The sequence below is a fragment of the Rhizobium sp. 007 genome (genome assembly GCF_015353075.1).
GTDB lineage: Bacteria > Pseudomonadota > Alphaproteobacteria > Rhizobiales > Rhizobiaceae > Rhizobium.
On record NZ_CP064188.1, the window covers coordinates 1,105,148 to 1,129,906 of the forward strand.

25 protein-coding genes and 2 pseudogenes are annotated in these 24,759 nt (G+C 57.5%); 7 read left to right on the forward strand and 20 right to left on the reverse strand.

Annotation, left to right across the window (positions count from 1 at the left end; all coding sequences use genetic code 11):
* Positions 1 to 520: 520 nt before the first annotated feature.
* Together ISN39_RS26370 and ISN39_RS26375 are read left to right on the forward strand one after the other, a co-directional pair.
* Positions 521 to 1,291 carry a metallophosphoesterase family protein gene (locus ISN39_RS26370; RefSeq protein WP_194731076.1) on the forward strand — a complete coding sequence of 257 codons (771 nt, stop codon included), beginning with the start codon at positions 521 to 523 and terminating at the stop codon, positions 1,289 to 1,291.
* A 528-nt stretch (positions 1,292 to 1,819) separates the two neighbouring features.
* A complete protein-coding gene (locus tag ISN39_RS26375) occupies positions 1,820 to 3,724 on the forward strand; it encodes an acyltransferase family protein (RefSeq protein WP_194731077.1) in 1,905 nt (634 codons plus the stop codon).
* Positions 3,725 to 3,830: 106 nt separating this feature from the next.
* Here the strand turns inward: ISN39_RS26375 and ISN39_RS26380 are convergent, their stop codons facing one another.
* The 5 genes from ISN39_RS26380 to rfbC all read right to left on the reverse strand — a co-directional run bounded on the left by ISN39_RS26380 (position 3,831) and on the right by rfbC (position 7,710).
* The gene (locus ISN39_RS26380; protein ID WP_194731078.1) at positions 3,831 to 4,892 is read right to left on the reverse strand and encodes an acyltransferase; all 1,062 of its coding nucleotides are present in this window, start codon (positions 4,890 to 4,892) and stop codon (positions 3,831 to 3,833) included.
* 30 nt (positions 4,893 to 4,922) lie between these two features.
* Entirely contained in the window at positions 4,923 to 5,339 is a 417-nt protein-coding gene (locus ISN39_RS26385; RefSeq protein ID WP_194731079.1) for a DUF982 domain-containing protein, read from the reverse strand.
* A gap of 10 nt (positions 5,340 to 5,349) precedes the next feature.
* Entirely contained in the window at positions 5,350 to 5,526 is a 177-nt protein-coding gene (locus tag ISN39_RS26390) for a hypothetical protein (protein WP_194731080.1), read from the reverse strand.
* 321 nt (positions 5,527 to 5,847) lie between these two features.
* Entirely contained in the window at positions 5,848 to 7,131 is a 1,284-nt protein-coding gene (locus tag ISN39_RS26395) for an SAF domain-containing protein (RefSeq protein ID WP_194731081.1), read from the reverse strand.
* Positions 7,132 to 7,146: 15 nt separating this feature from the next.
* Entirely contained in the window at positions 7,147 to 7,710 is a 564-nt protein-coding gene (gene rfbC, locus ISN39_RS26400) for a dTDP-4-dehydrorhamnose 3,5-epimerase (protein ID WP_074072004.1), read from the reverse strand.
* Between the two features lie 441 nt (positions 7,711 to 8,151).
* Here rfbC and ISN39_RS26405 point away from each other — a divergent pair.
* Positions 8,152 to 8,256: pseudogene (locus tag ISN39_RS26405) on the forward strand (transposase); the annotation flags it as partial.
* Positions 8,257 to 8,827: 571 nt separating this feature from the next.
* Here ISN39_RS26405 and ISN39_RS26410 read toward each other — a convergent pair.
* From ISN39_RS26410 to ISN39_RS36795, 5 genes and pseudogenes are all read right to left on the reverse strand, one after another.
* Positions 8,828 to 9,040 (reverse strand): hypothetical protein, encoded by a 213-nt coding sequence (locus tag ISN39_RS26410; protein WP_194731083.1) that lies wholly within the window; start codon positions 9,038 to 9,040, stop codon positions 8,828 to 8,830.
* Position 9,041: 1 nt separating this feature from the next.
* A complete protein-coding gene (locus ISN39_RS26415; RefSeq protein WP_074072002.1) occupies positions 9,042 to 9,245 on the reverse strand; it encodes a hypothetical protein in 204 nt (67 codons plus the stop codon).
* 210 nt (positions 9,246 to 9,455) lie between these two features.
* Positions 9,456 to 10,313 carry an SDR family oxidoreductase gene (locus ISN39_RS26420; protein WP_194731084.1) on the reverse strand — a complete coding sequence of 286 codons (858 nt, stop codon included), beginning with the start codon at positions 10,311 to 10,313 and terminating at the stop codon, positions 9,456 to 9,458.
* A 211-nt stretch (positions 10,314 to 10,524) separates the two neighbouring features.
* The gene (locus ISN39_RS26425; protein ID WP_074072000.1) at positions 10,525 to 10,746 is read right to left on the reverse strand and encodes a hypothetical protein; all 222 of its coding nucleotides are present in this window, start codon (positions 10,744 to 10,746) and stop codon (positions 10,525 to 10,527) included.
* A 250-nt stretch (positions 10,747 to 10,996) separates the two neighbouring features.
* Positions 10,997 to 11,266 (reverse strand): annotated as a pseudogene (locus tag ISN39_RS36795) (NADPH-dependent FMN reductase); the annotation flags it as partial.
* A gap of 253 nt (positions 11,267 to 11,519) precedes the next feature.
* On the opposite strand from ISN39_RS36795, the gene ISN39_RS26430 reads away from it, so the two are divergent.
* From ISN39_RS26430 to ISN39_RS26440, 3 genes are all read left to right on the forward strand, one after another.
* The gene (locus ISN39_RS26430; protein ID WP_194731085.1) at positions 11,520 to 11,936 is read left to right on the forward strand and encodes a hypothetical protein; all 417 of its coding nucleotides are present in this window, start codon (positions 11,520 to 11,522) and stop codon (positions 11,934 to 11,936) included.
* Positions 11,937 to 11,946: 10 nt separating this feature from the next.
* A complete protein-coding gene (locus ISN39_RS26435; RefSeq protein ID WP_074071998.1) occupies positions 11,947 to 12,375 on the forward strand; it encodes an HD domain-containing protein in 429 nt (142 codons plus the stop codon).
* A gap of 213 nt (positions 12,376 to 12,588) precedes the next feature.
* Positions 12,589 to 12,885 carry a DUF982 domain-containing protein gene (locus ISN39_RS26440; protein WP_194731086.1) on the forward strand — a complete coding sequence of 99 codons (297 nt, stop codon included), beginning with the start codon at positions 12,589 to 12,591 and terminating at the stop codon, positions 12,883 to 12,885.
* A gap of 496 nt (positions 12,886 to 13,381) precedes the next feature.
* Here ISN39_RS26440 and ISN39_RS26445 read toward each other — a convergent pair whose 3' ends face one another.
* Positions 13,382 to 13,696 (reverse strand): hypothetical protein, encoded by a 315-nt coding sequence (locus ISN39_RS26445; protein ID WP_194731087.1) that lies wholly within the window; start codon positions 13,694 to 13,696, stop codon positions 13,382 to 13,384.
* Positions 13,697 to 13,923: 227 nt separating this feature from the next.
* Positions 13,924 to 14,073, reverse strand: coding sequence for a hypothetical protein (locus ISN39_RS26450; RefSeq protein ID WP_194731088.1), 150 nt, complete (start codon positions 14,071 to 14,073; stop codon positions 13,924 to 13,926).
* Between the two features lie 106 nt (positions 14,074 to 14,179).
* Here ISN39_RS26450 and ISN39_RS26455 point away from each other — a divergent pair, with 106 nt between their 5' ends.
* The gene (locus tag ISN39_RS26455) at positions 14,180 to 14,437 is read left to right on the forward strand and encodes a hypothetical protein (RefSeq protein WP_040116588.1); all 258 of its coding nucleotides are present in this window, start codon (positions 14,180 to 14,182) and stop codon (positions 14,435 to 14,437) included.
* A gap of 163 nt (positions 14,438 to 14,600) precedes the next feature.
* On the opposite strand, the gene ISN39_RS26460 is transcribed toward ISN39_RS26455, so the two are convergent.
* The 8 genes from ISN39_RS26460 to ISN39_RS26495 all read right to left on the reverse strand — a co-directional run bounded on the left by ISN39_RS26460 (position 14,601) and on the right by ISN39_RS26495 (position 24,751).
* Entirely contained in the window at positions 14,601 to 16,424 is a 1,824-nt protein-coding gene (locus ISN39_RS26460; RefSeq protein WP_194731089.1) for an ABC transporter ATP-binding protein, read from the reverse strand.
* Positions 16,425 to 16,452: 28 nt separating this feature from the next.
* Positions 16,453 to 17,208, reverse strand: a complete 756-nt coding sequence (locus ISN39_RS26465) for a DUF1028 domain-containing protein (protein WP_194731090.1) — start codon at positions 17,206 to 17,208, stop codon at positions 16,453 to 16,455.
* A gap of 3 nt (positions 17,209 to 17,211) precedes the next feature.
* On the reverse strand, positions 17,212 to 18,996 hold the full coding sequence (locus ISN39_RS26470; RefSeq protein ID WP_194731091.1) for a gamma-glutamyltransferase family protein: 1,785 nt from the start codon (positions 18,994 to 18,996) through the stop codon (positions 17,212 to 17,214).
* A gap of 12 nt (positions 18,997 to 19,008) precedes the next feature.
* On the reverse strand, positions 19,009 to 19,881 hold the full coding sequence (locus tag ISN39_RS26475; RefSeq protein WP_074071992.1) for an ABC transporter permease: 873 nt from the start codon (positions 19,879 to 19,881) through the stop codon (positions 19,009 to 19,011).
* A complete protein-coding gene (locus tag ISN39_RS26480; protein ID WP_194731092.1) occupies positions 19,878 to 20,825 on the reverse strand; it encodes an ABC transporter permease in 948 nt (315 codons plus the stop codon). Before ISN39_RS26480 ends, ISN39_RS26475 begins: the two co-directional genes overlap by 4 nt.
* A gap of 65 nt (positions 20,826 to 20,890) precedes the next feature.
* Positions 20,891 to 22,399 (reverse strand): ABC transporter substrate-binding protein, encoded by a 1,509-nt coding sequence (locus tag ISN39_RS26485; RefSeq protein ID WP_194731093.1) that lies wholly within the window; start codon positions 22,397 to 22,399, stop codon positions 20,891 to 20,893.
* A gap of 65 nt (positions 22,400 to 22,464) precedes the next feature.
* Positions 22,465 to 23,196, reverse strand: a complete 732-nt coding sequence (locus ISN39_RS26490; RefSeq protein WP_194731094.1) for a FadR/GntR family transcriptional regulator — start codon at positions 23,194 to 23,196, stop codon at positions 22,465 to 22,467.
* A gap of 154 nt (positions 23,197 to 23,350) precedes the next feature.
* On the reverse strand, positions 23,351 to 24,751 hold the full coding sequence (locus ISN39_RS26495; RefSeq protein ID WP_194731095.1) for a CehA/McbA family metallohydrolase: 1,401 nt from the start codon (positions 24,749 to 24,751) through the stop codon (positions 23,351 to 23,353).
* Between the last annotated feature and the right edge of the window lie 8 nt (positions 24,752 to 24,759).

The following is a 24,759-nucleotide window of genomic DNA, read 5'->3' on the forward strand; positions in this document are numbered from 1 at the left end:
ACACGTCGTAGACCGTTGCAAGGGGCGTCGACGGACGTGTTTAACGACATTTTGAAATCGCTGAGCGGGGAGGGGTGACCGTGGGATGTCCCAAGCGCGGGAAGACCATACCTTGAGTGATCAAGGTGGGTGAAGTCTTTTCTGAAAAACTGTTGAGCCAGCCGCATATATTGCAACGGGCGCCAAATCGAAATCGTGCAGCGACTGCTGGATTCCAAGTTCGTCAGGTACGCATTAGATACACGCAAGTACACTATACTCCACTGCTACTGTTCAAGAGTTATCATTAAAGAAACAACATGTAAATAAGAATTAATGATGCGTTAAAAGCAGATTTAATCTGGTGTATTTTTGTGCATTTGCTACTTGGAAAACCGGGGCGTTGCGCTGGTTGAGCGTGCAATTGTAATCAGATCCCATCGAGATGAACCATAACGGGATTCGAGAGCCTTTCTCTTTGAACTTCAGTTAAGACATTTCCTGTAGGGAGATTTGAGTCGTTGTCATTTTCGGTGGATCAATGTTTCACTTCCCGATGCGTTGGCGCCGCAATATGAACCCGCAGTCGATCGGCAGGCAAAGGCTCTTGTGGTCCGATAACGACTTCGATGCGATCTATGCTATCAGCGATATACACGGTTGCGCCGATGAACTGGCAGAAGCACAACGACGCATAGTCGATGACTCTAGGGCCTATCTTGGCCCCAAGCTCCTCGTTTTTCTCGGCGACTATGTTGATCGCGGTCCCGCCAGCAGCAAGGTTCTCGACATGCTTGCAGCAGAGCCGCCTGTTGGCTTCGTGCAGGTAGCGCTTTCAGGCAATCACGACGACGAATTTGCCCGCATGTTCCGCAAACCTTCCATCATTGCTGATTGGCTCGACTTCGCCGGGACCGAGACGCTTGCTTCCTACGGTATCGACGTTGCGCATATCATCAAGACGAAAGGGGTTCGCGGTCTTCAAGGTCTCGTCGCGGAACTCGTCCCAGAAGAGCACATCGCCATGATCGAAATGATGCCGGTCTCGCTTCAGATCGGCAAATTACTCTTCGTGCACGCCGGCATAAAGCCTGGCGTCGACATGTCAAAACAAACGGATATGGACCTCATGTGGATCCGCGAGCCATTCTTAAGCGAAGGCCCGCGTCGGCCGCTCTTCGTGATCCACGGGCATACACCTGTCCTGCAGCCGACCTTCGGACCGCAGCGGGTTGCCATCGACACGGCGGCAACGGCCACTGGCCACCTGACAGTGCTGAAGATCGCCGAGGCAAGCTTTAATTTCATCTGACAGCCCGGCTCTTTGGGTGGCGCTGGCCGCCGCCCTGCCGTCCCGATTTGCGCAGCCGACGTTAGGGGAGGCGCCGTCGGCGCATTGCCGTCAAATTCAATGGCACAGCGCCGCCTTGATCAAGGCATGCAACACATTCCATCGTCTGCGGATCACGACGGATGACCGATAACCATTCTTCACTCTTCATCCGTTTCAGGAAAGCTGCAGCGCGGATCGCCAAATTCTGGCCGGTTATCGCCGACTACCCTTGCGCCGGCTGTTCAAGCGAATGCCGAAACCAGCTCGAGGCTGTAGGAATGACTCTGAGTAAATCAAACCCAGCTCTCTAGCCGCTCCGGCTGGTGAAGTAAGCCATCGATGTAAAACACGAACAGCTATCCAGGAAGCCGATGAACAAAAAAGAAACCATGTTACTCAAGACAGATGAGGAAGTTTCTCCGGTTTAACTGTTCTATTGACTCCGGCTTCTAAGCTGATTACCCATGACTAACAAACCTGAAAATCCTTTCACAAACTAGGATCTTCATGAAATATCGGCCGGAGATTGACGGATTACGGACGATAGCAGTATTGCCAGTGCTGTTTTTCCACGCCGGCGTCACTGGATTTTCTGGCGGCTTCGTCGGCGTCGACATCTTTTTCGTTATTTCTGGCTTCCTCATAACAAGAATTCTGGACGATGATCTCAAGAATGATCGCTTTTCCATACTGACATTCTACGAGCGGCGTTTTCGCAGGATCATTCCAGCACTGGTTTTCTATATTTTACTGACGGCGATCGCCGCCTACATGCTTTTTCTGCCACCATTCTTCGAAGACTTCGCCCGAAGCCTGGTGGCCGTCGGGACATTCACCTCAAATATCTATTTCTGGAAGTTCTCAGGTTATTTCGAAAACAGTGCGCTTTTACGCCCTTTGCTGCATACCTGGTCGCTTGCGGTCGAAGAGCAGTTCTACATCTTCATGCCGATCGCCATGTGGCTGCTCTACAAAGTGAACTTCCGCGTGCGGTTGGCGGCATTCGCACTCGCCTTAACACTGTCCCTGGCACTTAGCATCTATGCGATCGACGTCGCTCCGACAGCGAACTTCTTCCTCTTGCCGACACGAAGCTGGGAGCTCTTGATTGGAAGCTTGCTGGCGCTTTGGGGAGGACAAAGCACGCTGTCCTACCGGACAAACAGCGCCGTTGCGATCGGTGCTGCGATCTTGATCCTCTATTCGGTATTTGCCTATACTGATGCGACACCATTTCCGGGGCTCGCCGCCGTTTTGCCATGCGCGGGCGCAGCTCTCATCATCTATACAGGCGGCCCGACCCGTTCCGTGGTCGGCAAAATCCTTGCGAGCGCGCCCTTCGTATTCATCGGCAAGATTTCCTATTCGCTCTATCTGGCGCACTGGCCAATTACCGTCTTCGTCCGATACGTGACCCTTGAGGAGCCCAACGGACTCCATGCCATGGGCATTATCGCCGCCAGCCTTCTGCTTGCCATTTGCTCCTGGCGCTTTGTCGAAACGCCGTTCCGTCTGCAGACCGTAAGTTGGCCTCGGCGCGCCCTCATCGGCTCGGCGCTTGCCAGCATGTCGATCGTCTCGCTGTTTGGTTACGCGGGCATCGCCGCTCATGGCTTCCCCCAGCGTTTTCCCGGCTATGCAACCAAGGTCGAAGCGCGCATGCTTGACGTTTCTGCAGTTGTAGCGAGCGCGGATACGACAGTGCAGGCCGGCCAGACGTGGCGGAACGGCATCTGCTTTTTCGAAGACGACGACGGCTTTAAAAATTGGCGCCCTGAAGATTGCGCTTTGACGACAAACATGGGTGATGTTGCGCTTCTGTGGGGGGATTCCTATGCCGCCCACTACGCCCCCGGGATCGTCGCGAATGCTGCGTCCATTCATGGCCGCGTTTATGAGTATACATTTGCCGGATGCCCTCCGGTCCTTGCCTACTACTCCTATGCAAGACCGAACTGCCAGGCATTCAATCAGAAGGCACTAGAGATCATCCGGTCGCTTGACGTTAAGACGGTCGTGCTCTCGGGCCGATGGGTTGATTTGCAACGCCGGGGCCTGGATATGCTCGACGACACTGTCAGGCAGCTTCAGGCGCAGGGTGTCCGGGTAATAGTGATCGGGCAATCGCCAATGTTTGTAACCAATGTCGATGTCATTGCTTTTAAGAAGGCAGCCGCTGGCCAAAAAGCGGCCTCTTGGTCAACCGTGATCGATCACGATTTTAACCAGCGGCTGCGGACTGCTGCGGGCGGCGCCGATTTCGTTGATCCGATTGCGATGGATTGCGCAGCCGGCGAGTGCCCTTACATTGACGATGGCAGGATGCTCTATTTCGATTCCGGTCACCTGTCGAATTTTGGCAGCGCTCGCGTTGTCGAACGCTATTTCCCGCTCGTATCCCGCGTCAATTGAAGCCTGCGCCGGTCGATTTGCGGTCGCGCCCCGCAAAGCCCTTGCCCGCTCCGCTTTTTCCAGATGCGCGGCCGCGGTCTTCTCGGCCAAGTCAGGAGCCTTTTCGTCAGGCGTTTGATGTCGCCAGGGGATCGCGACGTCTGGACTGAAATCGCCGATTGATCACCCTGCCCAACGGTTTTTCGACGTAAACATAGGCAATCAGCGACAGGCCGAGCGCAGCCGCGACTTCGATCGGAGGGAAAGCCCAATGCGGGATCCCGCTTCGCAGAAGAAGCGCGACGATCGCCACGCCGAATAACACATGCCAAAGATAGATCGAGTACGATGCGTTGCCAAGGAAGAGCAGCATGCTGGATGGCTGGACATTCCTTCGCCGCTCCCACATCACGGCGGCAAGGACGAGAAGCGCCGAGGGAACACCCCATCTTATGGCGCGCGGCAGGTCTGCATCAAAGGCCGTGGCCGCTGCCAAGCAGATCAGAGCGACGGCAGCAAGTCCTATACACAGCCAGGTCGGACAATCTGGTCCACGGACGAATGCACGGCCAATCAAGAGACCGGCGGCGAATTCCAAGATGACGGGGCTTGTCAAAGCCCGCAGGTAAGGCCAATCCAACAGGAGTGACGAAAGGCACATGATGCAGAGCGAGCCGATTGCCAAGGTCAGTCTGGTAGTGTGTTCCCTGAAGAATAGCGTGAGGGAGAAGACGAGATAGAAGACCATTTCGTAGGTGAGTGTCCACCCTTGGACGACGACCGGATGAAGGCCGTCCTGCAGGTGTGGAAGAAAAAACAAGGAGCCAAGGAGGTTTTGCAACGATCCATCGTGATTGAAGAAAAAGGCCGGCTTGACGAGCAAGGCAGCAAATGTCGCAAACGTCACAACCCAGTAAAGTGGCACAACTCTTTTGACGCGTTTTTGAACAAAATGTCCCGGTGTCATGGCTGTTCCGTCAGTCGTGATCCACATGATGAAGCCGCTGATAACGAAGAACAGGTCGACGCCCGCCGCTCCGACTGAAAAGCCGAGATTATGTCGTTCGCTGACATGGAAAACGAGAACTGCGATTGCTGCGATCCCTCGCAGATATTGAACAGTATAGATCTGCTGCACGGTACGCCTCACATGTGCAAGAAAACGCAGAATGCAAACCAGAGTCTTCATTGTAATGACGCCGGTTCAATGCAGTAAACATCACGGGTAAATGCTATTCAGTCGTTGGGTTGCAGGATAAATATCGGTGTTTGACCACTTGAATGCCGCTAAGGCGAATAGTGTCTTTTGTCTTGATGGTGACTTTTTTGCAGCTCCGGTGATTGAATCCTGGCGCGGGTCACGATCCTTTCTTACTACCGCGCCAAGCGATAGGTCAGCGTCGATCGCTTCATGAGCGGCTTTGATGAATGCTGCGCGAACATCTTCGAGAGGCACGCGGTTATGCAAGCCCTCCAGGCACACCATGACTACCTCAGAAAAGTCCTCACCGTCATCGATCGACCATCGCTGTAGAAGCGTTTCGGCGGCGCGGCTGACAGAATTAACAACTCGGTACTCTGCGATGCAATGCATCGTCAGACCGATGGGCCGAACGGCCAAATTGTTTTGTTTCATGGCACCTTGCTCACTGTTTAGCCCCGGTAGCTATTGCCAATGCAAAATCCATGCCGAGCCGCTTAAGCAGCCGAAGAGAAAGGTTGTCTGCGGAAGTGGCGTCGAAAATTCCATTCGCTGGCGTTTCGGCAGGTCTGATACGAACGAGCGGCGATCGATGCGCCGATTGGCGGCTTCCGATGGACATGATCTTCCTCTTGGGCAGCCATGGGTGGCGATGTCGCCGCTATCCTTGACGATACGGTTGGAGAGCCAGTTGTCACCTAAGAACATTGACGCGTACTGTAACGCAATTTTCGCAACCTTCGGCTCCTCCTCTTGGCGTAAGGATCCGGCTTATTTGCAGCGAATGGGTAAGGCTGCAGCAGAGCTTTTAAAATGACGATTGAGAGGCTCTGGTGCGCCGATTGAATACTGCATTTTCCGTAGATCTACCCGTCGGTGTCGATGTAAGATTATCAGCCACACAATTGATGCGAGGGTCCCCACCGAAGTTCCGTCTCCGTCACTACGCAGCAAACATCGCCGTCTGTTCGCGGCGCAGCAGATCGATGGTGCGGCCTGCCGGCAGCACCACATCGGCATAGGTAAGGACTTGATCCTTCGCCACGGCCTGTTTCAAGACGCATCCCTCTGCAACCCCCATGGGCAGCAAATTCTGAGCGCCGGCGACATCGACGCGCTCGCATTGGCCATAGCTCATGTAGCCGCCCAAACCGTCGATTGTTTCGCCAGCATTAAGGTCGCGCTTTGCAGTCGCCACAACCTCGACCCTTGGGCCCTCCAGTGGTTGAAGCACGGGATCGCGTAAAAGTACAACCCTAGCCACTGAGAGGGGTACTTCGAAATGGCAAAGATGGTAAGGTGTGTAAAAGCTATAAAGCGGGCCGGTTCCGAGCTTGTAAAGGTTCAGGTAATGCTGCTGCTTCGGATCGTCGTGGTAGGCGAGAATAAAGACACCCGGACCTGGTGTTGCTCCCACAACATAGTCGACGGCTCCACCCACGGCTTTCAGCGCCTCAATGTCATACGCGTTGACGAGTTCATCGACATGGCCACGATGCTCGACACCTGTCATGCCGCGCTTCAAAATGGACATGCCAGTGCCGTTAGCGACAATAGCTTGCTCAAAGCTAATCTTCGTGCCATCAGCGAAGCTGGTGACCATATGCGGGTCCTGCCCCCATTTTGCCGCGAATTCGGCCTGCGTTGTCGGTGTTCGATAGGGATCCTGTAGGCCTTTGATATTGCCGCACACCAGCGGCGTAAGGCCGATGGATTTGACGAAGCGCCACAAGTTCATCTGTACTCCGGGCTGGTCTCCATCGCAGGCCGTGAAGATAACCCCTGCCGCATCGGCTTTTTTCTTGAGAAGCGGACCAACCGTACCGTCCAGTTCGGCATTCATGGTCACCATGTCGCGACCGTGCGCGATTGCCCCTAAGGTGATGTTGGCGCCATATTCGATCGCACCCGTCGCATCAATCAAGCAATCCAGATCACCCGACTCATACAGCAATGCTGGATTGTCAGTGACAGCCGGCGTGCCTTCGGCAATCAAGTCGGAGAGCTTGCTGCTGTCGCAGGCGTAGGATGCCTCAAGGCCAGCAGCGCGGTAGGCTAACATAGCCTTCTCCACGTTTCGGTTGCAGATCACGCAAAGGATCATTCCCGGCACGGAGTTGGCGATCTGGTTGACGATGCCCTTCGCCATAAAGCCCGCGCCATACATCCCGACCCTAATGGGACGGCCATCCTGTTCCCGTTTCTTCAGGAGCGTGTCAATCACCATCAGAACCTCCTGCTCCTAGATGCCGCGTAGGCTTTCCACGCCATGAAAATCCTCATCGAAGTCTGGCCATTTCGCGTCTTTCTCCGAAATTACGACCCCTTCAACCGGCCAGGCGATGCCGAACTTCGGATCATTCCAACGCACACCGCGCTCCGACTTTGGATCATAGAACTCGCTGGCAAGATACAATGTCTCGGTGTTGGGCCTTAGTGTCACAAACCCGTGGGCAAAGCCGCGGGGCACATAAAATGCCAGCCGGTTCTCACCCGTTAACTCAACCGCGTGCCAACCGAGGTACGTCGCGGAATCGGGCCGCAGATCGACGATACAGTCCCACAGTGCTCCGGAGAGGCACCGGACGATCTTAACTTCTGGCGACGGCGGGAGTTGATAGTGCAGCCCACGCAGGGTGCCCGCTTCGGCATTGAACGAGTTATTGACTTGTACGAAGCGGCCTTCCACTCCGGCGTCGGCCATTTCTCGCTCGCAGAAGACGCGCTGAAACCATCCTCGTTCGTCCCCGCGCGGTTCCGGCTCGATAACGTATGCACCATCCAAAGGCGTTCCGTGAAACTTCATGCCGCTAGCCTCGTATCCCTCTGTTAGCGGTCAGCTGCGATGCAGCCCCGACCGTAGAGCAATGACGCTCTGAGCGCCTTTCAAAGGCCCGCAAAGATTGATTTTAATCATATGCTCTTCACGCTGCTCCAGAATTTAATATTACATTAACCATGAGTTTTAAAGTTCAAAAACCAACAAAGCGCGCGCGTCGTATAAATATAAATGTCGCTGCAGCGGGTTATGTTAAAAGAATGTCGACCGATTTTTTGCGCGAAGCAAGGGATTCAGGCAGGAACGGTATCTTAAACGTGCATGGAACTCAATATCGATACTTGCCAGTATCGATAAAACGATATCATTTATTCCATCATGCTATATGCTACCTTCCGCCATTGCGTAATGTCAACTCTTAAGACTTAATCGTTTGGAAGAAATAATGTCGACCGATAAACGCTGAGCCTGAAGATGCCGGACCACATCATCTTGACGTTGCTGCCGCCGCACTCGCCGGAACTGAACCCAGTTGAAAACGTGTTGCAGTTCATGGGCGACTGGATCTTTAACGACGCACGACATCGTCACCCATGGCTGCGCTTCCTCGAATAGGCCGCCGCGACCGGTCGTGAAAGATCATGTCTGTCGGACGCCGCCACAGCTTCACTTGGATCCTGTCGTCAGGCAGATGCATACGAGAGAAAACGCTCTGTTAACCAGTGCCGCGGGAAGCGTAGGGTGACCGGGAGGCGTGGTGAATTGCAGACCGTTTATGCTGCGGCAGGTGCTGCATCATGAAACGGTCTATTTGGGACACTCACTCTGAAGATCCGGCGACTGGAAAGGTGTGGACGGTCAACCGTGCGACAAGCAGGCGGCGCTTTGCGCCTTAAGTTTTGAACGCTGCTAAGACATCGATGAACTCGGCTTGGTTGCGCCCGATTGTGCAAGAATACCTTTTCGAATCCCGTCCGCGCATCATCACCCAACCATGCGATATGATCTGCAGGATCGGCCGAAATGCGGACATGCTGATCCATGTCTTCAGGACGCACGTGCCGACAGGCATTGTCGAAATGACCAGCCGATATCGGAATAGAACGCATGAGGCAGCGCCGTCTTCTGCGCCGCCCGACAACACTTAGTGCGATTGACCCTCATTCATCTCAGCCGGATCGTAGTTCAGATCCCAGTCTTTTTCTGGCTTTTGCTTGCCTGGAGGGTTTTTATGAACCGTGGCGTCCTCCGACCCCGTTATGACGGTGGGCTTGGCGCTGTGGACGCCGGAAGCCTTTCTGTCTGCACGAGACTTCGCGAATTGGCCGGCGGCATCTTTCTTGGGGCTTCCACCCATGTCAGCTTCCTCCTTTTGTCTTGAAGGCATCGGAAAGTTTTTTTCTCTCTGGATCACGGTTGTTTTCACCAAGCGCGTCCCGATCGTTGTCCGGATCGTCTTTCGGCGGAAGATAGCCCCTCGGAGTATTGCCCTTAGGGCCTTCCCAACGTGGCGACTGATCGGTGGTTCCTGGTGGGCCATTCTTCGGTGAATTCATGCCCATCTTAGTCCTCCGTCTGTCTATGCGGGGTTGAGGCAGGCTTGCTGGCTGCCATCGCCATAGATCATTCCTGACGGTCTAACCCTTGACCAAGTCCAAGGTTCCAAAGTCGCAGCAATGGGAAATTGAGCGTCACGCCAGAAGCGGCCGGCAAAAAGCTCGCTGGCGCGCTTCAACTTGCTTTACCGGTCCGTATGGTCGCGGCGCTTGCGATCAGATGATCGGTTTGCCACCTGTAATGGCAATTGTAGCGCCTGAGACATAGCTCGACAGGGGATCGGCGAGCATTACATAGGTCGTCGCCAGTTCGGCCGGCTGCCCAGGGCGGTGCATTGGAACCTGTTTTCCGAAGTTCCTGACTGCGTCCTCCGGCAGGGTAGATGGGATCAATGGCGTCCAGATTGGCCCGGGTGCCACCGCATTTGCCCGAATACCTTTGTCGGCAAGCATTTGGGCAAGACCAGCGGTGAAGTTCTGGATGGCGCCTTTTGTTGTGGCATAGGCAAGCAGGTGCGGGCTTGGACTGTCAGCGTTGATCGAGGCGGTGTTGATAATCGCGCTGCCTGGTTTCATATGCGCAACAGCCGCTTTGGAAAGGTAGAACATCGCGTGGATATTGACCTTGAATGTCAGCTCCCATTCCTGGTCGCTTATGTCTCCAATGTCGCTAAAGCTTGCCTGATGAGCGGCGTTGTTGACGAGAATATCGATGCCGCCGAGTTCTGCCCTTGCCGTGTCGATGATGTGGCGGCAATGCTCGGGATTTTGGATGTCGCCTCGCAAGAGGATGGCCTTGCGACCGGCCTTTTCGACCCAACTTTTCGTTTCATTGGCGTCATCATCCTCGTCCAGATAGGCGATGAGAACATCGGCACCCTCTCGGGCGTAAGCGATGGCGACAGCGCGGCCGATACCGCTGTCGCCGCCGGTGATGATCGCCTTCTTATCCTTGAGGCGACCGGAGCCACGGTAAGTATGTTCGCCATGATCAGGCAACGGCGACATGGCGTTCGTCGAACCGGGCATTGGCTGCTTGGGGGTGTCGAAGGGCGGGGCTGGATAGTTTGGCATGGCAATCTCCCACGGGTTGCGTGTTAAGGTCTTTGAGCCATTTGGAGATAATGCTCGAAAGCTGGACAGGCGTGCGGCCAAGCGTTCGGGTCACGATTGTCCTGCCGTTTTGTAGAGCCTAAGTGGTTGTCGTGGCGATGCAGGCGACAGGAATGTGTTTCATGTCTCCTTGGCTGTGTCTCAACACAACTTCCAAAGACGCTCAGAGTTCCTACGATTGCTTCGTCGTAAGCTCGTCGCGAAGCAGTCTCGAAAGCTCCGCCTCATCCCGCACGCCGAATTCAAACCAGTCAATGAGGGCTTTCGCCTGCACGATGGCGGCATCACTCGATGGTTCGCAATCTTGCTCGGCGCACCATTCGCGAAGAATGCGATCGAGCATCTTCATGGTTTCGCTTGTCAGCGGTTCCTTCGGCCAGTCCGTCTTTGCCATGGTTACCCCGTTTTTTGATGACGATAGCGGCCGCCGGGCAATGAGCAAATCACCAGAAAGCCACACGCGCCCAAAATCTGAGCGGCTTAGTTGTGAACCTTCGAATCGATGGCGGTGGCATGGCGCGACCTAGCATCTGCGATTGATCCTATTTTGGGCGAGCATGCTCCCCGTCTTTCCCAGTTTCGATCAAATCCCGCGACGCTTCGCAACGACGGCTTCGCGCAGTGTCCTTGCAGCGTTTGGGGCCGTCGTGGATTGGCCCGAGAGAGTAGTCCGGATAGCAGGAGCACGGCCAGTGACACAGCGGCGCCGCTGTGGAGGAGCACGACTTGCAGGGATGGATCTGCCGTTCATATTCGGACGCAATACGGCTGAGGTCGAGGACTTCGACTTTGAAATCGGATCTTTCCCGGAAAATCTGCTTGGCCAGTTGAACCATCCTGTAACTCTTCGATAGTTCGCAGGGACAGGTGTGTTCGCTGCGCGACGATCCATTGATCAAAAGCGCTCGCGGCGGGCCATTTGCATCCCTCGTGGCGCGATTGCGCCTCCTGAACCGCGAGCCTTGAGCCACTCCGTCAAGATTGTCGAGGCGCATCGCTGTCAAAACGACAATCAGCTCAGGAACCATCCTTTCCGGCAGGAGTTGAGCGCACGAGCGATCACCGGACAATCCGGTCAAGGGCGAGGCACGTCAGGGGCGCCGGGCGTGTGTTCGCAGTGCCAAGGCGCGCTGTGCTGTAACAGCAAAATCGAATTGGAGGAGCAACATGCCTAAGCGCGACACAACCCTCTCGGAAGGCCTCGACACCGACGTCGAACTGCAGGCTCATCTCGCCGCGCTTGAGGCCGAAACCTATTCAGCGCCCGACAGCGGCCCGCCGGAAGCTCGTCCTTTCCAGCGGGTTAGAGACGACCTTGATCATGTGCGGGACGAGATCGAAACCCTTCGCTCAAGGCTGTCACTCGTCAAGCAGCGGGCGGTGATCGTCGCCAGATCCAACCTCGAATGGGCCGACGCCAGCGCTCATGACCAACTCGGAACATACCCATGGGCGAAGCTTGCAGGCGCCATGGCCGCGACCGCTTTCGGCGCGCGGGTGCTGAGACGCCTTCCTGTGAGTGCAATTGCGGCAGTCGCGATCCCCTTAATCGTCGCTCGCCTCGAGGCGAATTCGCGCCGATAGGAGAAATTAGATGCAATCTGAACAGCATCTCCAGCATGCCATTCAAGTCGCAACCGAAGCCCACGACGGCCAGCAGGACAAGCTTGGAAACCCTTACTTTGACCACTGCCGAAGGGTCGCGGACGCAGTATCTGGCGACGAAGAGAAAGTGGTCGCCTACCTTCACGATGTGCCTGAAAAGGCCTGGGGATGGACGCTCGACCGACTGAAGGAAGAGGGTTTTTCCCAGGCCGTCCTCGCCGCGGTCGATGCGTTGACGAAAAGGCAAGGCGAGGAGGACGAGGTCTTTGTGCGGCGGGCGATCGCCAACCGGCTGGCACGGCCCGTGAAGCAGGCGGATCTCGAGGACAATCTTGACCAAGCGCGGCAAACCGGAAGCGAAACGTTAAAATACGAGCGCGGACTTGCGATAATTGCGAACGTCTCTTCTGCAGATTGACCAAAAGGTGGCGATATGGCCTCGTTCGACGATCGTCGCAGATTTTGAGCCTGCCGACGCGATGGGCCTGGGCATGCCTGAAGACGAATGAGGTATGGGAGGCATGGCCTCGGGTTTTTAATCGTCCGCGGCAGCCGTACTGGCGGTCTTGAACGCGTCAAAATCACCTCCTAAATTTTGGAACGTCAACACGCCAAAGACAAGGAGGTAAAAATGGCAAGTTTTCAGTTTGACCTTCCTGTTTACGTTCAGCGCAAGCACTTCATCGAAGAGATTACGAACCTCCATGAAGCTTTTGATTTTCTTGACGAATGGCCGGAATACAAGCGCGATATTCCCTATGAAACATTGCAGAGGGCGTGCCGGGAGGCTGCTTGCGGAAGATTTCCTTTGAGTGCAGCGCGTCAGAATTTCCAACGCTTCGTCAAGAGGGCATGGATGCTGATCGAAAATGAGGATATGCCCAGTTTCGTCGGATCGAGCAACGACCGCAATATTGGGAACGCCTAGGCGGCTCAACCATGCTTCAAAGCTCGCGGGTCACTCTCGGCCGTTGCCGGCACCCTCGAAGGATATTCGCGGCTTGCTGCAAAAGTCCTCGCGCTGCCGTACCAATCCATGGATGGCGCGCAGGCCTCCATCGGCAAACCCCATCCTGACGCTCGCTTAAGGTTGTCGTCTTGGAATGCCTGCTAGTCGCAAAATGATGGACGACAGTTCGCGCTCGGCCGGGAATGCGCTTGGAGCGTTTGGACGATTGTTGCCGAAGAGCCTATTGATCGTGCCATGAGGCCAAGGAACCTATGTTGCTCTCTGCCGGATCGCCTTGGAGTCGGACCGTTGCTGCGGCCTGACGCAATGAGATCGCGCACCGCGCGCGGGGAATGAGCCCGGCGCCGGCCGTCATCCTGTTTGATCAAGCAATCTGATTTTCGCCTTCGATGTGAAGCGGTGCAGTCTGCTGTTCTGCCTCCAAGCCGCGCCCGCGGACGCGATTCGAGGCGGCTTACTCCGGCACCTTGGTCGTAATCTGTGTTCCCGAATCCAGCACTATATGCAGCGTCCGGATCATGTCGGCGGCCATAAGAAGTGCTTTCTTGATTTCACCGGGCTTCCGTCGCTCGACGGACACTTCGATCGCTTGCAAGTCGAAAACCGCATCGTGGTTCGTATTGCTGCTCGGTATCCCGGTACGCTCGCGTAGGTTGCTGATCGTCACGACCGCGCGACGCAGCAGTCGGCGCTTTTCGGGATTGCCCAGCCTTTCGACCCTGTTGGCGGCGCGGATGATTTCGGCGATAAAGTCGTTGGTAGAGGTCATGCAGGTCTGCCAGTGACGGAACGTTCGTCAATCCGCGTTGAAAGATCCCTAAGGGGCATGAATGGGCTAAACACGACCGGCTTGTCGAGGTTGGCCATGACAAAGCCGACGTGATAAGAGATAAACCAGCCCATCAATCGACGGTCGTCCAAAAGATCTGATGTTTTAACGGGTTGTGAACTACAATTGATATTCTTCCTTAACTTCCGATATCCAGACTAGGTTCGCTATCCGCCGGTTTTGACCATGCGCTGCGCCTGCCGCATCGGATTGCCAATCGTGCCGGTCATTCCCAGATAGGCCGGATATGCTCCCAATTCTTCGATGGCGATACTGCCGAAGGACGTCTTTTCGAAAGGTACGCAACGATGTTGCATCAAGCCGCACAATGGCGATGGCTAAGAAAAGATACGCACTGCTGCATCCATTTCGATACGGCCGCGTTGATCTCCGAGATCCATGATCGATTGAAGGATGTATCAAATGACCTTCCCATCGCCGATGACCGAAGTCCCTTCTCAACGCTTCAAAGAAGCAAGTGATGCCGCGCGCCAGGCCCTGGAACAGCTGATTGCAAGCGCCAATGAAGCAGGATGGGGCACTGAAGAAATCACCGTCGCATTTGCGGAGGCGGCAAATTTCCTCAAGGATGCCCATCGCAGGGACCCTGACCCGGCTGGCAACTCCTCGATAAGTGGCGCTGCAAAAGAGCAGATTGGCCATGGCGAGCTCTACGATTGATTGTCGTGACGGTCGACATTTCAATAACGTCGCATCACGGGTGATGCAGATGTCACAAAACGGGCAGAACAACTGCTGGGAACACCGAGGTGCCATGGTGTTGGGGCAGGGCTTGCGGCTCGGCGCCTTTCGCGAGGCGCTGCTCTCCATCGTAAACCTGTGCTCACGCAGCAGTTTCCAGCCGGACGAGATGGCCAGCGCCGATCTCGCGGTAACTGGGCGTTGGTCCAACATAATCTAGCGGTCGGACCGGACTTTTCAGCTCCTCTGTCGATAGTCCGCGTCTCACGCGCCGGCGATCCGGATCGGGCACGGGAACGGCCGCCATCAGCATCTTCGTATAAGGGTGCTGTGGGTTGCCGAAGATGGCAGCGCGCGGGCCGATCTCGACGATCTCACCGAGATACATGACCGCAACACGATGGCTGACGCGTTCGACGACGGCCATGTCATGCGAGATGAACAGGAAGGCGAGGTTGAGGCTCTGCTGCAGGTCCAGCATCAGATTGATGACCTGCGCCTTGATCGAGACGTCGAGGGCCGAGACGCTTTCATCGGCGACGATCACCTTCGGATCGAGCGCCAGCGCCCGGGCAATGCAGATGCGCTGACGCTGACCGCCGGAGAACTCGTGCGGAAAGCGCGCCATCATATCCGCGCTCAGACCGACACGTTCCAATAGGTCGGCGGCCTTGTTGCGCGCCTCGACGCGGCTGGCGAGGCCGTGCTCGATGATCGGTTCTGCGACCGCTGCCCCCACAGTCATCCGCGGATTGAGGCTTGCAAACGGATCTTGAAAAATCATCTGGATGCTGCGCCGCATGCGGCGCAGGCTCGATGGATCAAGGGCTGTCACATTATAGCCGTCAAGGATGACCCTTCCCGCGTTCGGTTCGACGAGGCGGGTGATGGAGCGGCCTGTGGTCGATTTCCCGCAACCGGATTCGCCGACAAGCGACAGGGTCTCGCCCTGAAAGAGATCGAAGGAGACATTCTCGACCGCATGGATGGCGCCGGTCTTTGCGCCGAAAAGCCCGCCGCGAACAGCAAAGCGGGTGGTGAGGTTCTTGACCTCGAGGACCGGCGTCTTGCTGACGACCGTATCTGCCACTGCTACCGGCTCGCTCCGCTCGCCAGTCGCGGTATCGACAACAGGAAACCGGAGCGGCCATTTTTGTCCGGCCATTGAACCGAGTCGCGGCACGGCGGAAAGCAGCGCGCGCGTATAAGGGTGCTTGCCACGGAGGAAGATATGACTGGTCGGGCCCGTCTCGACGGCCTCGCCGCGATACATCACGATCGTCCGGTCCGAAACTTCGGCGACGACGCCCATGTCATGGGTAATGAAGAGAACGGACATGCCTTCCTCCTCCTGCAGCAATTTTATGAGGTCAAGAATCTGGCCTTGGATCGTTACGTCGAGCGCCGTCGTCGGCTCGTCGGCAATCAAAAGTTTCGGCCTGGAGGCAAGCGCCATGGCGATCATCACCCGCTGGCGCATGCCGCCGGAAAACTGGTGAGGATATTCGTCGAAGCGCGAGGAAGCATTCGGGATACGGACCTTTTCCAGAAGACGGATCGTTTCACCCCGCGCCTCGGACCGGGTCATGTCGCCGTGACACGTGAGCGCTTCGGAGATCTGCCGGCCGATCGTGAAAATCGGATTGAGGCTCGTCATCGGCTCCTGAAAGATCATTGCGGCGTCATTGCCGCGCACGCGCCGCATCTCCTTGTCGGAAAGTGCAAGGATATCCTTGCCGTTCAGGACGATCTTGCCGTCGATGCGGCTCTGGTTCCTGGCCAGCAGTCGCATGATCGAGAGCGAGGTGACGCTCTTGCCGGAGCCGCTTTCGCCCACGATGGCCACCGTTTCACCCGGCATCACATCGAAGCCGATGTTGCGGACCACCGGCTTCCACTGGCCATCGACGAGGAACGACGTCGTAAGGTCTTTGACCGAGAGCACGGATTTTGCGGCTTCACCCATTTCGTTTCCCTGCTTTATCGTTTGCGTTTCAAAGCTTGAGCGGCGTTGCAAAGGAGGCCGAAGGGCGGCCTTCGGCGATACGTGCGGCTTCAAGGGTGGCTATCTTTTCGTCGATCACGCGGCGGTCGATCAATCCGCTCGGGTTTTGGCGCGTCGCCATCGTCTCGGCGACATGCAGATAGCGCTCCTGGGCGACGGCATAGAGGCGGCGAAGTTCGCCAAGCGGATCGGCATGGTCATCGACGCGGATATTGAGCCAGGCGTAATCCTGATCGCGATAAACGAGCAGGGCCGCCGATTGCCTGCCGCGCTTGTCTCCCCCTGCATCTTCGCCGGCCTGCATGGCTTCGAGCAACCGCTCGGCAAGCGGCAGCCGGGACGTCTTGCGGTAGACGGCGAGCGTCTTTTCGAGCACCTGCGGTCCGCCCAGCATATTTCCGGCGACGGATATGTCGTCCCCAATAAGATGGCCTGCCCAGTCGATACATCGTGCGCCCGTAAAAGCTGCATTCCGGCCCCTGGCGTCGATCAAGTGGAACTGCCGCTGATCGCGGCCTTCGTCGCGGGCGGTCAGTCCACGCAGGATATCCGCCGGAGCCTGTCCTGACGCAAGCGCGGCAAGCCCGTCGATGCCGTAAAGCGGGCTGACGAAAGCCTGCGTCGCAACCGCGCCGATGCGGCCGCGAATATGCGGGACGAGGCCGCCCACGGCGAAGAAGCGGCTGGCAACGGCGATGCCCAAGTGGCCGGCTTCAGGGTCGCGGGCAACGATCGACCAGGTCATGGCTTACCTCCCGACAGCATAGGCCTGCATCAGGCGCGGCGTTGCGGCTGCCCGCATCAGGCCATCGGCGTCGCGGCGCGCAGCGGTGAGGCGGCCGATGGTCCATGGGTCGGCGACCGTCAGATTGTGGCCCTTCCTGCGCAGCGCATCGAGAACCTCGGTGCCGAAATTTGCCTCCGCCATCAGGCTGCCCGGCTCGCGGGTACGTGGATAAAAGGAGCCCGGGAAATGCGACGTGTGGAAGAGAGGCTGATCGATTGCGGCCTGCAGGTTCATCTTGTGATGCACATAGCGCATGAAGAAGGAGAGCTGCCATTGCTCTTGCTGGTCGCCGCCGGGCGTGCCGAAGGCGAGCGTGGGCCGGCCTTCGTAGAGAGCTAAGGATGGCGTCAGCGTCGTGCGTGGACGCTTGCCTGGCGCAAGCGACGTCGGCAGGCCGGGCTTCAGCCAGAACATCTGCGCACGCGAATTCAGGCAAAAGCCGAGACCTGGCACGATCGGTGAGGACTGCAGCCAACCGCCTGACGGCGTGACGGAAACCATGTTGCCCTCGCGGTCGATCACGTCGATGTGGACGGTGTCGCCGCGCTTTTCGGAAAGATGCGCCATGGTCGGCTCGTAGACGGCGCCTGTCTTCGAGGTGACGTTGAGCATGTCCATGGTGAGTTCGTATTGAGCTTCGAAGCCGGGAATGCGCCCGGGGCGCAATTCAAGCGATGCCTCGGAGGTTATCAGCTTCCGGCGCGCGTTCGCATAAGCATCCGAGAGCAGATGCTCGATCGGGATTTCCGCGAATTTCGGGTCGCCATAATAGATTTCACGGTCGGCAAAGGCGAGTTTCATCGCCTCGGTGAGCGTATGGACGAATTCGGCGCCCGCCGGGTCCATTCCGGCGATGTCGATCTCCTTCAGAAGCGAGAGCGCCTGCAAAAACACCGGGCCTTGGCCCCATGGGCCGATCTTTGCGACCGTCCAGTCGTGATACTGATAGATCAGCGGCTCTTCGATCGCAGCCGACCATTTTGCCATGTCGTTCGCGCTGATGACGCCCTTGTGCCGACTGCCGCTTGCATCCATCACCTCCGTCGAGCCGGCATATCTGTCAATCGCCTCGGCAACGAAACCGCGGTAGAACGCATCGCGCGCAGCTCCGACTTGCGCCTCGCGGTCTTTTTTTGCTTCGGCCTCTGCGATGACGCGCTTCCAGGTTTCGGCAAGCACCGGGTTCTTGAAGTTCGAATGCGGCGCCGGGACCGAGCCGCGGGGCAGCCAGGTCTCATGCGAGGTCGGCCACTCTTTTTCGAAAAAAGATGCAAGGCCGGAGATTGTCGCAGACACGCGCTCAAGGACAGGGTGACCGTGCTCGGCATAATGAATTGCCGGTTCAAGGATGTCGCGGACGGTCAGGCGCCCATAATCTCGAAGCATCAGCATCCACCCATCGAAAGAGCCGGGAATGACGGTGGCAAGCAGGCCGTTGCCTGGGATGAGGCTCAGACCTTCAGACGTATAGTGCTCGATTGTGGCGCCGGCCGGAGCCGGCCCCTGCGCACAGATGACTTCGACCTTATCTTTCTTCTTCGAATAGAAGATCGCAGGCATGTCGCCGCCCGGTCCGCAAAGATGCGGCTCGAGGACCTGCAGGACGAAGCCGGCGGCGACAGCTGCATCAAACGCGTTTCCGCCTTTTTCGAGTATGCTCATTCCAACGGCGGAGGCGATCCAATGGGTTGATGTGACGACGCCGAAGGTGCCCAAAATCTCAGGACGGGTGGTGAACGCGGTCATTTCAAAATCCTTTCATGCTTCGCGCGGGTCGAGCGCATCGCGCAGGCCGTCGCCGAGAAGGTTAAAGCCAATCACGACGAGGAAGATTGCCGCACCCGGCCACATCGCCATCCAGGGCGCTTGGGAGAGGAAATTCTTGGCAACGTTGAGCATCGAGCCCCAGCTGGGGGCAGGCGGCTGCTGACCGAGGCCCAAAAAGGAAAGGCTCGCTTCGGCGATGATCGCTGTCGCAATCGTCAGCGTCGCCTGCACGAGAATCGGCGCAAAGACATTCGGCAGGATATAGCGGCTGATGATGCTAAAGTGTCTAAGCCCGATGGAACGTGCGCCCTCAACATATTCCTCCGTCTTGACGGCGAGCACCTGGCCTCGGGTCAGCCGGACGAAAATAGGCATGGCCGAAAGACCAATGGCGATCATCGCATTCGTCAGGCTTGGGCCGAGGAACGCCGCAAGTGCGATCGCGGTGATCAGAAACGGCATGGCGAGGAAGGCTTCGGTGACGCGGGAGATGATCTGGTCCGTCCACCCGCCAAAATAGCCGGAGATGAGGCCGAACGGCACGCCGATCACAACCGCAATCGCCACCGAAAAGACACCCGCCATCAGTGAGGCCTGTGCGCCCCAGACCATGCGGGAGAGAATATCACGGCCAATGTCATCGGTTCCGAGCCAGTGGGCTGCTGACGGCGCCTTGCGGATTGCAGACCAGCTCGTCGCGTTAGGGTCCGGGATCGGCAATAGCGGCGCTGCTGTTGCGAGAATGGCGAAGAAGGCGATGATCCCGAGGCCTGCGATCGCTCCTTTGTTCGCCTTCAGCTTGCGCCAGGCTCGGCTTGGCGGGCGCTGATCAGTTGCAATGGTGATCTGGTCGAGAGCGGTCATAGGGTTGCCCTCATTCGCGGGTTGAGAAGGACATAGACGATGTCAGCTAACAGGTTCATCAGAATGAAGCCGATTGCCGTGCAAAGCACGACGCCCTGGACGACCGCGTAGTCGCGGTTGAAGACGGCATCGACGATGAGTTTGCCAAAGCCTGGAATGGTGAAGATCTGTTCGGTCAATACCGCACCTGCAAGCAATTCGCCGAAGAGCAGTGCACTCAGCGTGACGATCGGCAGGACGGCGTTGCGAAAGCTGTGTTCAAGCACGACGGAGCGCTCGGAAAGCCCCTTCGCCCGGGCGGTGCGGACGTAATCGGCGCTGAGTACGCTCAACATCGCAGAGCGGGTGTGACGCATCAGCGTGACGGCGAGTGCGTTGCCAAGTACAAAGGATGGCATCAACATCGTTTCAATCGAGCGTAGCGGGTTGCTGAAGAAGGGTTCGTAACCGGAGGCGGGAAGCCAGCCGAGCTTCACCGAGACCAGCAGGATCAGCATGATGCCGAGCCAGAAATTCGGGATCGAGAGACCTGAAAGTGCGATGAGATTTGCGAGGTAGTCGAAGGCCGTATTCTTCTTGACCGCGGCTAAAATCCCCATCGGCACGCCGATGGCGAAAGCGAAAATCATCGACATGATCGCGAGCTGGATGGTGACCGGCAGCTTTTCCGCCACAAGTTCAACAACCGGCTGGTTGGTACGCAGCGATATGCCAAGATCGCCCTTCAGAACCGAGCCGAGCCACGAGACGTACTGATAGGGTACCGGATCGTTCAGCCGATATTTTTCGCGCAGGTATTCGATCACCTGCGGATCGCGCTCCTCGCCTGCCATGGCGAGAATGGGGTCGCCCGGCAAAAGCTTCTGCAGCGAGAAGACGAAGATCGAGATGATCAGCAGCGTCGGAATGGCGACCAGAAGCCGCTTGGTAATGTAGGTGTACATGAGCAGGTCCTGACACGGCACCGGGAGCATGGCGGATACTGGTCCGCCATGCGGGTCTGTTTGGATCAGCCGGCTTTCTTCACGCCGGCGAGGCGGATCATGCCGTCCGGCGAGGGGACGAAGCCGGTAATGTTTTTATGCAGCGCCCAGATCCAGGACTGGTGGCCGAGATAGATGATCGGCAGGTCCTCGTTGAGAATTGCTGCGGCGGCGTCATACTTCTGCTTGCGCACTGCATCGTCGGTCGAGGCGCGGGCCTCATTCAGCAGCTTGTCGACTTCAGGGTTGCAATATTTGGTATCGTTGATTCCGCCCTTGCAGGTGATGAACTGATGGATGTTACCGTCGGGATCGACGCGGCCGGACCAGTCGGAGCGGCTGAGCTGGTAGTTGCCTGCCGTCTGCTCGGACAGAAGGGTCGCAAACTCCGTCGATTTCAGACTGACGTCGAACCCTGCCTCGGCGACCATCGACTGGACGATCTGCATCATCTGCGCTGCGACCGGATTGTTTGGGATCTGCATTTCTACGGGCACGCGATCGAAGCCGGCTTCCTTCACGAGCGCTTTCGCCTTGTCGAGATCGCGGACAGGCACTGGAATGTCCTTGTCGAACCACGGGCTATTGGGTGGGAACGGCTGATTGCCACCCACGGCAGTGCCTTCGTAGACGATCTGGTTCAGCGCCTCGCGGTCGATCGCAAGCGAAAAGGCCTGCCGCAGTCGCTTGTCCTTGCCGAACGGATTGTCGGCGCGCGGGCCGTTGGCGATGTTCGCATAAAGCGCCATGTAGCCGATATTGACCACGTCCGCGTAGGTCAGGCTCGCATCCTCCTTGACCGAAGCTGCGTCGGTGGCGGCCAGTCGCTCGATCATGTCGAGGTCGCCAGAACGAAGGTTGGCAAGGCGTACGGTCGTATCAGGGATCGGCAGGTAGGTGACCTTGTCGATGAAGACATTGTCCTTGTTCCAGTAATCCTTGAACTTCTCGAGCACGATGCGGTCCTGCTGCACGCGTTCGACGAACTTGAAGGGTCCGGCACAGACCGGCTGACTGCCGAAATTCGCGCCGAGTTCCTTTGCCGCCTTTGGCGAGACAATCATGCCGGCTCTGTCTGAAAGCTGGGCAAGCAAGGTGACGTCCGGGCTCTTCAGCGTGAATTTCACTTCATAGGGTGTGACTGCTTCGACTTTTTCAACAGAGGCGAGCTCGCTCTTGCGGCGCGATTCAGGCAACGTCATGTTGCGCTCAATCGTGGCGACGACGGCTTCGGCATCAAGCGGCGTGTCGTCATGGAATTTTACACCTTCGCGCAGCTTCATGGTCAGCAGCTTACCGTCGCCAGACCACTTCCACTCGGTCGCAAGCTGCGGCACGATTTTCAGGTCGGGTGTAACATCGACCAGCTTGTCGCACATTGCCGTGTAGACGATGCGGCCCACGAAGGTGCGTGACTGTGCGGGGTCAAGCACGTCGGCATCATCCTGCAGACCGATTTTTAGTTCGGCAGCGAAAGCGGGCAGCGCAATCAGCGCGCCCGAAAGAAGGGTCGTCACGAATCTGGCGATCGTCATGCCATTCTCCTCTGTCGTTCTTTGCTTCTTCAGGGGCAGTGTCTGCCTCTCAGCGTCCGGCTCGCTTAGGCGAGTTCTTGTTTTGTCTTCGGTTCGTGGTGGTCTAGCGAGGTAATGCGGATCAGGCTTTCCTGGAGCGTGAAGAGATGTTGGCGCATGGCTTCGCCCGCCTTGGCAGGGTCGCGGGCAGCAATCGCCTCGATGATTGCGGTATGCTGGCCGTAAGTGACCGTGCGCGTCTTGCTGGCGCTTCGGGCGCGCTCGCGAATCGTCTGCCAGGCCTCGTCCTGACGCACCCTGTTGATGACATCAAAGATCGCCAGGAAAAGTTGGTTGCCGGCGCACTGGGCGATCTGCCGATGCAGTGCGCCGTCCCAGAGTTCGCGGCCGTCGGCATCGGTGCTTTCGTAGATCTTCTTGACGAGCTCATACATGCGCTCGATATCGGCGGCCTTGGCGCGCATGGCGGCAAGCTGGGCCAGCTGCGGCTCAACGCGCAAACGCACTTCCATGACTTCCATCAGGTCGGTCCCGGCGACGATCGAACCGACATGCTCGCTCCAGCCATCGGGACGTCGCCCGGCAAAGGTGCCCGAACCCTGACGCCGCCAGATTAGCCCCTCGGCTTCCAGGACCTCCAGTGCACGGCGCACAGCGCGGCGGCTAACGCCAAAGGTTTGCGAAAGCGCGCGCTCCGTCGGCAGCTTGCCGTCCGCATCCAGTCCGTCGGAACGCAGCAGCGTCCGGAGCTTGTCCAGTGCAAGGTTTGAGTTCCCGGCGGCTTCGTCCATTGGCAAATGGTCCGTACCAATTGATTATTGGTTCAATCCAGACCAAATTGGCCGACGCGTCAAGCGAATTTTTGGGCAGATTCTGCAATGCACAAAGTTTGAGCGATTTGGTGCGCGGCGCACGCTATTTGGTGGTCCTGCGCTTGGATATGGCGCCAAATCAGGCTTCTATATAGACGGGATTGCTGAGCGCGCGGCGGATCGGCTGGCTGTGGATATCGGAACCGCGAAGCTGCCATGGCAGGCTCCTGCCAGATATCGCCGCTGTGAATTCCGATAAAAGCCGCGCGCGGCTCGCCTCGGCGATGACTTCGGCGCGCAGAAAGGTCTTCGGCCTACCGGAAAAGCGGCCCGTCCAAGCATCGTCCTCAATCGGTTGATCGACAAGCACGCCGGTGGCGTCCAGAAACACGAGGCGATCGCCTTTTGCACCACCCACTTCGGCTTCAGCAAAAACCGGACCGGACACTGTTTCGCCCATCGGCTTACCGTTGACGGTAAGAGCCAGGTGAGGGCCGGATGGACTCTCGGTAACGTAGCCGTGGCCGGCCTTCATGGCGGCAAGGATTGCCTCTTCGGAGAGTTCTTCAAGCCAAAGGACGGTCGTCGGGCGTGCAAGTGCAAGCGGACCCTCCGGCATCAGGCGTGCGGGCTGGTGGAAATCGCTGCCGCCGATGGCAGAAATCTTCAGGCCGGAAGAAAGGCGCTGCTGATAGCGTTCGAGCGATATCCAGTTCCAAGCCATCCAGTTGGATTGCCAGACCTCCATGCAGTCGGTCTCCGGAAGCTCGTAGTCCCAAGGGATCGTCGGCTTGTCATGGTTGATGGACAGAAGGCCTCCGCGCTCATGCACCAGACGCGCAAGTGTATGGGCGTCCCCTGGCTTCGTCATGCGGAAATCGATCCAGTCGTCGACGCCGAAGACATTGGCGTGGCCGGCGCCGGTCGTCACTTCCATGGCGCGAACGAAGACGAGGTCGGCTGAGGAGTTCGGATGAAAATAGCGCCGCTGGGCGATCGTGTTGTGGTCGGCGATCGCAAGGAAATCGAGATCGGCCTGTTTTGCTGCTTCATGCAGTAGGTCCGGGGAGCCGGCGGCATCGGAATGGTAGGTATGGCAATGAAGATCGCCACGATGCCAGCCGGCGCCCTTGCGCACCGGGAACGTACGGGATGGAGGCGGTTCCAGTTTGCGCTTCGCCCTGTCGTAATCGATCGTGAGGAAGACATCGGCACCTTCCGCCGGAACCTTGTAAAGGCCGAGCATCACCTGCCAGCGACCCGCTGGCATCTCGCCATGGAGATAGCCGGGCGTGGCATCGTCCGTCGCAACGAAGAAGCGATCGCGCGCTCCGCCGCTCCAGCCTCTGAAGCCGGCGGTGGATGGATAGTCGGTGGCGCGCGGATCAAGCAGGCCGAGGTCGACAATGCAATTCTCGGCCTTGGCATAGCGCATTGCCACGTCGATCCGCGTCGTCCCTACGGGAACGTCGAAGGCTACGTAGAAATAGGGGTTGTCAACCTGATCGGCGCGGGAGACATGGACGGCGATTTCGCGCATTCGATGCC

Bases quoted from the DNA above. Each gene is read 5' to 3' on its own strand.
- ISN39_RS26370 (WP_194731076.1), top strand. From the start codon at position 521: ATGTTTCACTTCCCGATGCGTTGGCGCCGCAATATGAACCCGCAGTCG.
- ISN39_RS26375 (WP_194731077.1), top strand. From the start codon at position 1,820: ATGAAATATCGGCCGGAGATTGACGGATTACGGACGATAGCAGTATTG.
- ISN39_RS26380 (WP_194731078.1), bottom strand. From the start codon at position 4,892: ATGAAGACTCTGGTTTGCATTCTGCGTTTTCTTGCACATGTGAGGCGT.
- ISN39_RS26385 (WP_194731079.1), bottom strand. From the start codon at position 5,339: ATGAAACAAAACAATTTGGCCGTTCGGCCCATCGGTCTGACGATGCAT.
- ISN39_RS26390 (WP_194731080.1), bottom strand. From the start codon at position 5,526: ATGTCCATCGGAAGCCGCCAATCGGCGCATCGATCGCCGCTCGTTCGT.
- ISN39_RS26395 (WP_194731081.1), bottom strand. From the start codon at position 7,131: ATGGTGATTGACACGCTCCTGAAGAAACGGGAACAGGATGGCCGTCCC.
- rfbC (WP_074072004.1), bottom strand. From the start codon at position 7,710: ATGAAGTTTCACGGAACGCCTTTGGATGGTGCATACGTTATCGAGCCG.
- ISN39_RS26410 (WP_194731083.1), bottom strand. From the start codon at position 9,040: ATGGGTGGAAGCCCCAAGAAAGATGCCGCCGGCCAATTCGCGAAGTCT.
- ISN39_RS26415 (WP_074072002.1), bottom strand. From the start codon at position 9,245: ATGGGCATGAATTCACCGAAGAATGGCCCACCAGGAACCACCGATCAG.
- ISN39_RS26420 (WP_194731084.1), bottom strand. From the start codon at position 10,313: ATGCCAAACTATCCAGCCCCGCCCTTCGACACCCCCAAGCAGCCAATG.
- ISN39_RS26425 (WP_074072000.1), bottom strand. From the start codon at position 10,746: ATGGCAAAGACGGACTGGCCGAAGGAACCGCTGACAAGCGAAACCATG.
- ISN39_RS26430 (WP_194731085.1), top strand. From the start codon at position 11,520: ATGCCTAAGCGCGACACAACCCTCTCGGAAGGCCTCGACACCGACGTC.
- ISN39_RS26435 (WP_074071998.1), top strand. From the start codon at position 11,947: ATGCAATCTGAACAGCATCTCCAGCATGCCATTCAAGTCGCAACCGAA.
- ISN39_RS26440 (WP_194731086.1), top strand. From the start codon at position 12,589: ATGGCAAGTTTTCAGTTTGACCTTCCTGTTTACGTTCAGCGCAAGCAC.
- ISN39_RS26445 (WP_194731087.1), bottom strand. From the start codon at position 13,696: ATGACCTCTACCAACGACTTTATCGCCGAAATCATCCGCGCCGCCAAC.
- ISN39_RS26450 (WP_194731088.1), bottom strand. From the start codon at position 14,073: ATGCAACATCGTTGCGTACCTTTCGAAAAGACGTCCTTCGGCAGTATC.
- ISN39_RS26455 (WP_040116588.1), top strand. From the start codon at position 14,180: ATGACCTTCCCATCGCCGATGACCGAAGTCCCTTCTCAACGCTTCAAA.
- ISN39_RS26460 (WP_194731089.1), bottom strand. From the start codon at position 16,424: ATGGGTGAAGCCGCAAAATCCGTGCTCTCGGTCAAAGACCTTACGACG.
- ISN39_RS26465 (WP_194731090.1), bottom strand. From the start codon at position 17,208: ATGACCTGGTCGATCGTTGCCCGCGACCCTGAAGCCGGCCACTTGGGC.
- ISN39_RS26470 (WP_194731091.1), bottom strand. From the start codon at position 18,996: ATGACCGCGTTCACCACCCGTCCTGAGATTTTGGGCACCTTCGGCGTC.
- ISN39_RS26475 (WP_074071992.1), bottom strand. From the start codon at position 19,881: ATGACCGCTCTCGACCAGATCACCATTGCAACTGATCAGCGCCCGCCA.
- ISN39_RS26480 (WP_194731092.1), bottom strand. From the start codon at position 20,825: ATGTACACCTACATTACCAAGCGGCTTCTGGTCGCCATTCCGACGCTG.
- ISN39_RS26485 (WP_194731093.1), bottom strand. From the start codon at position 22,399: ATGACGATCGCCAGATTCGTGACGACCCTTCTTTCGGGCGCGCTGATT.
- ISN39_RS26495 (WP_194731095.1), bottom strand. From the start codon at position 24,751: ATGCGCGAAATCGCCGTCCATGTCTCCCGCGCCGATCAGGTTGACAAC.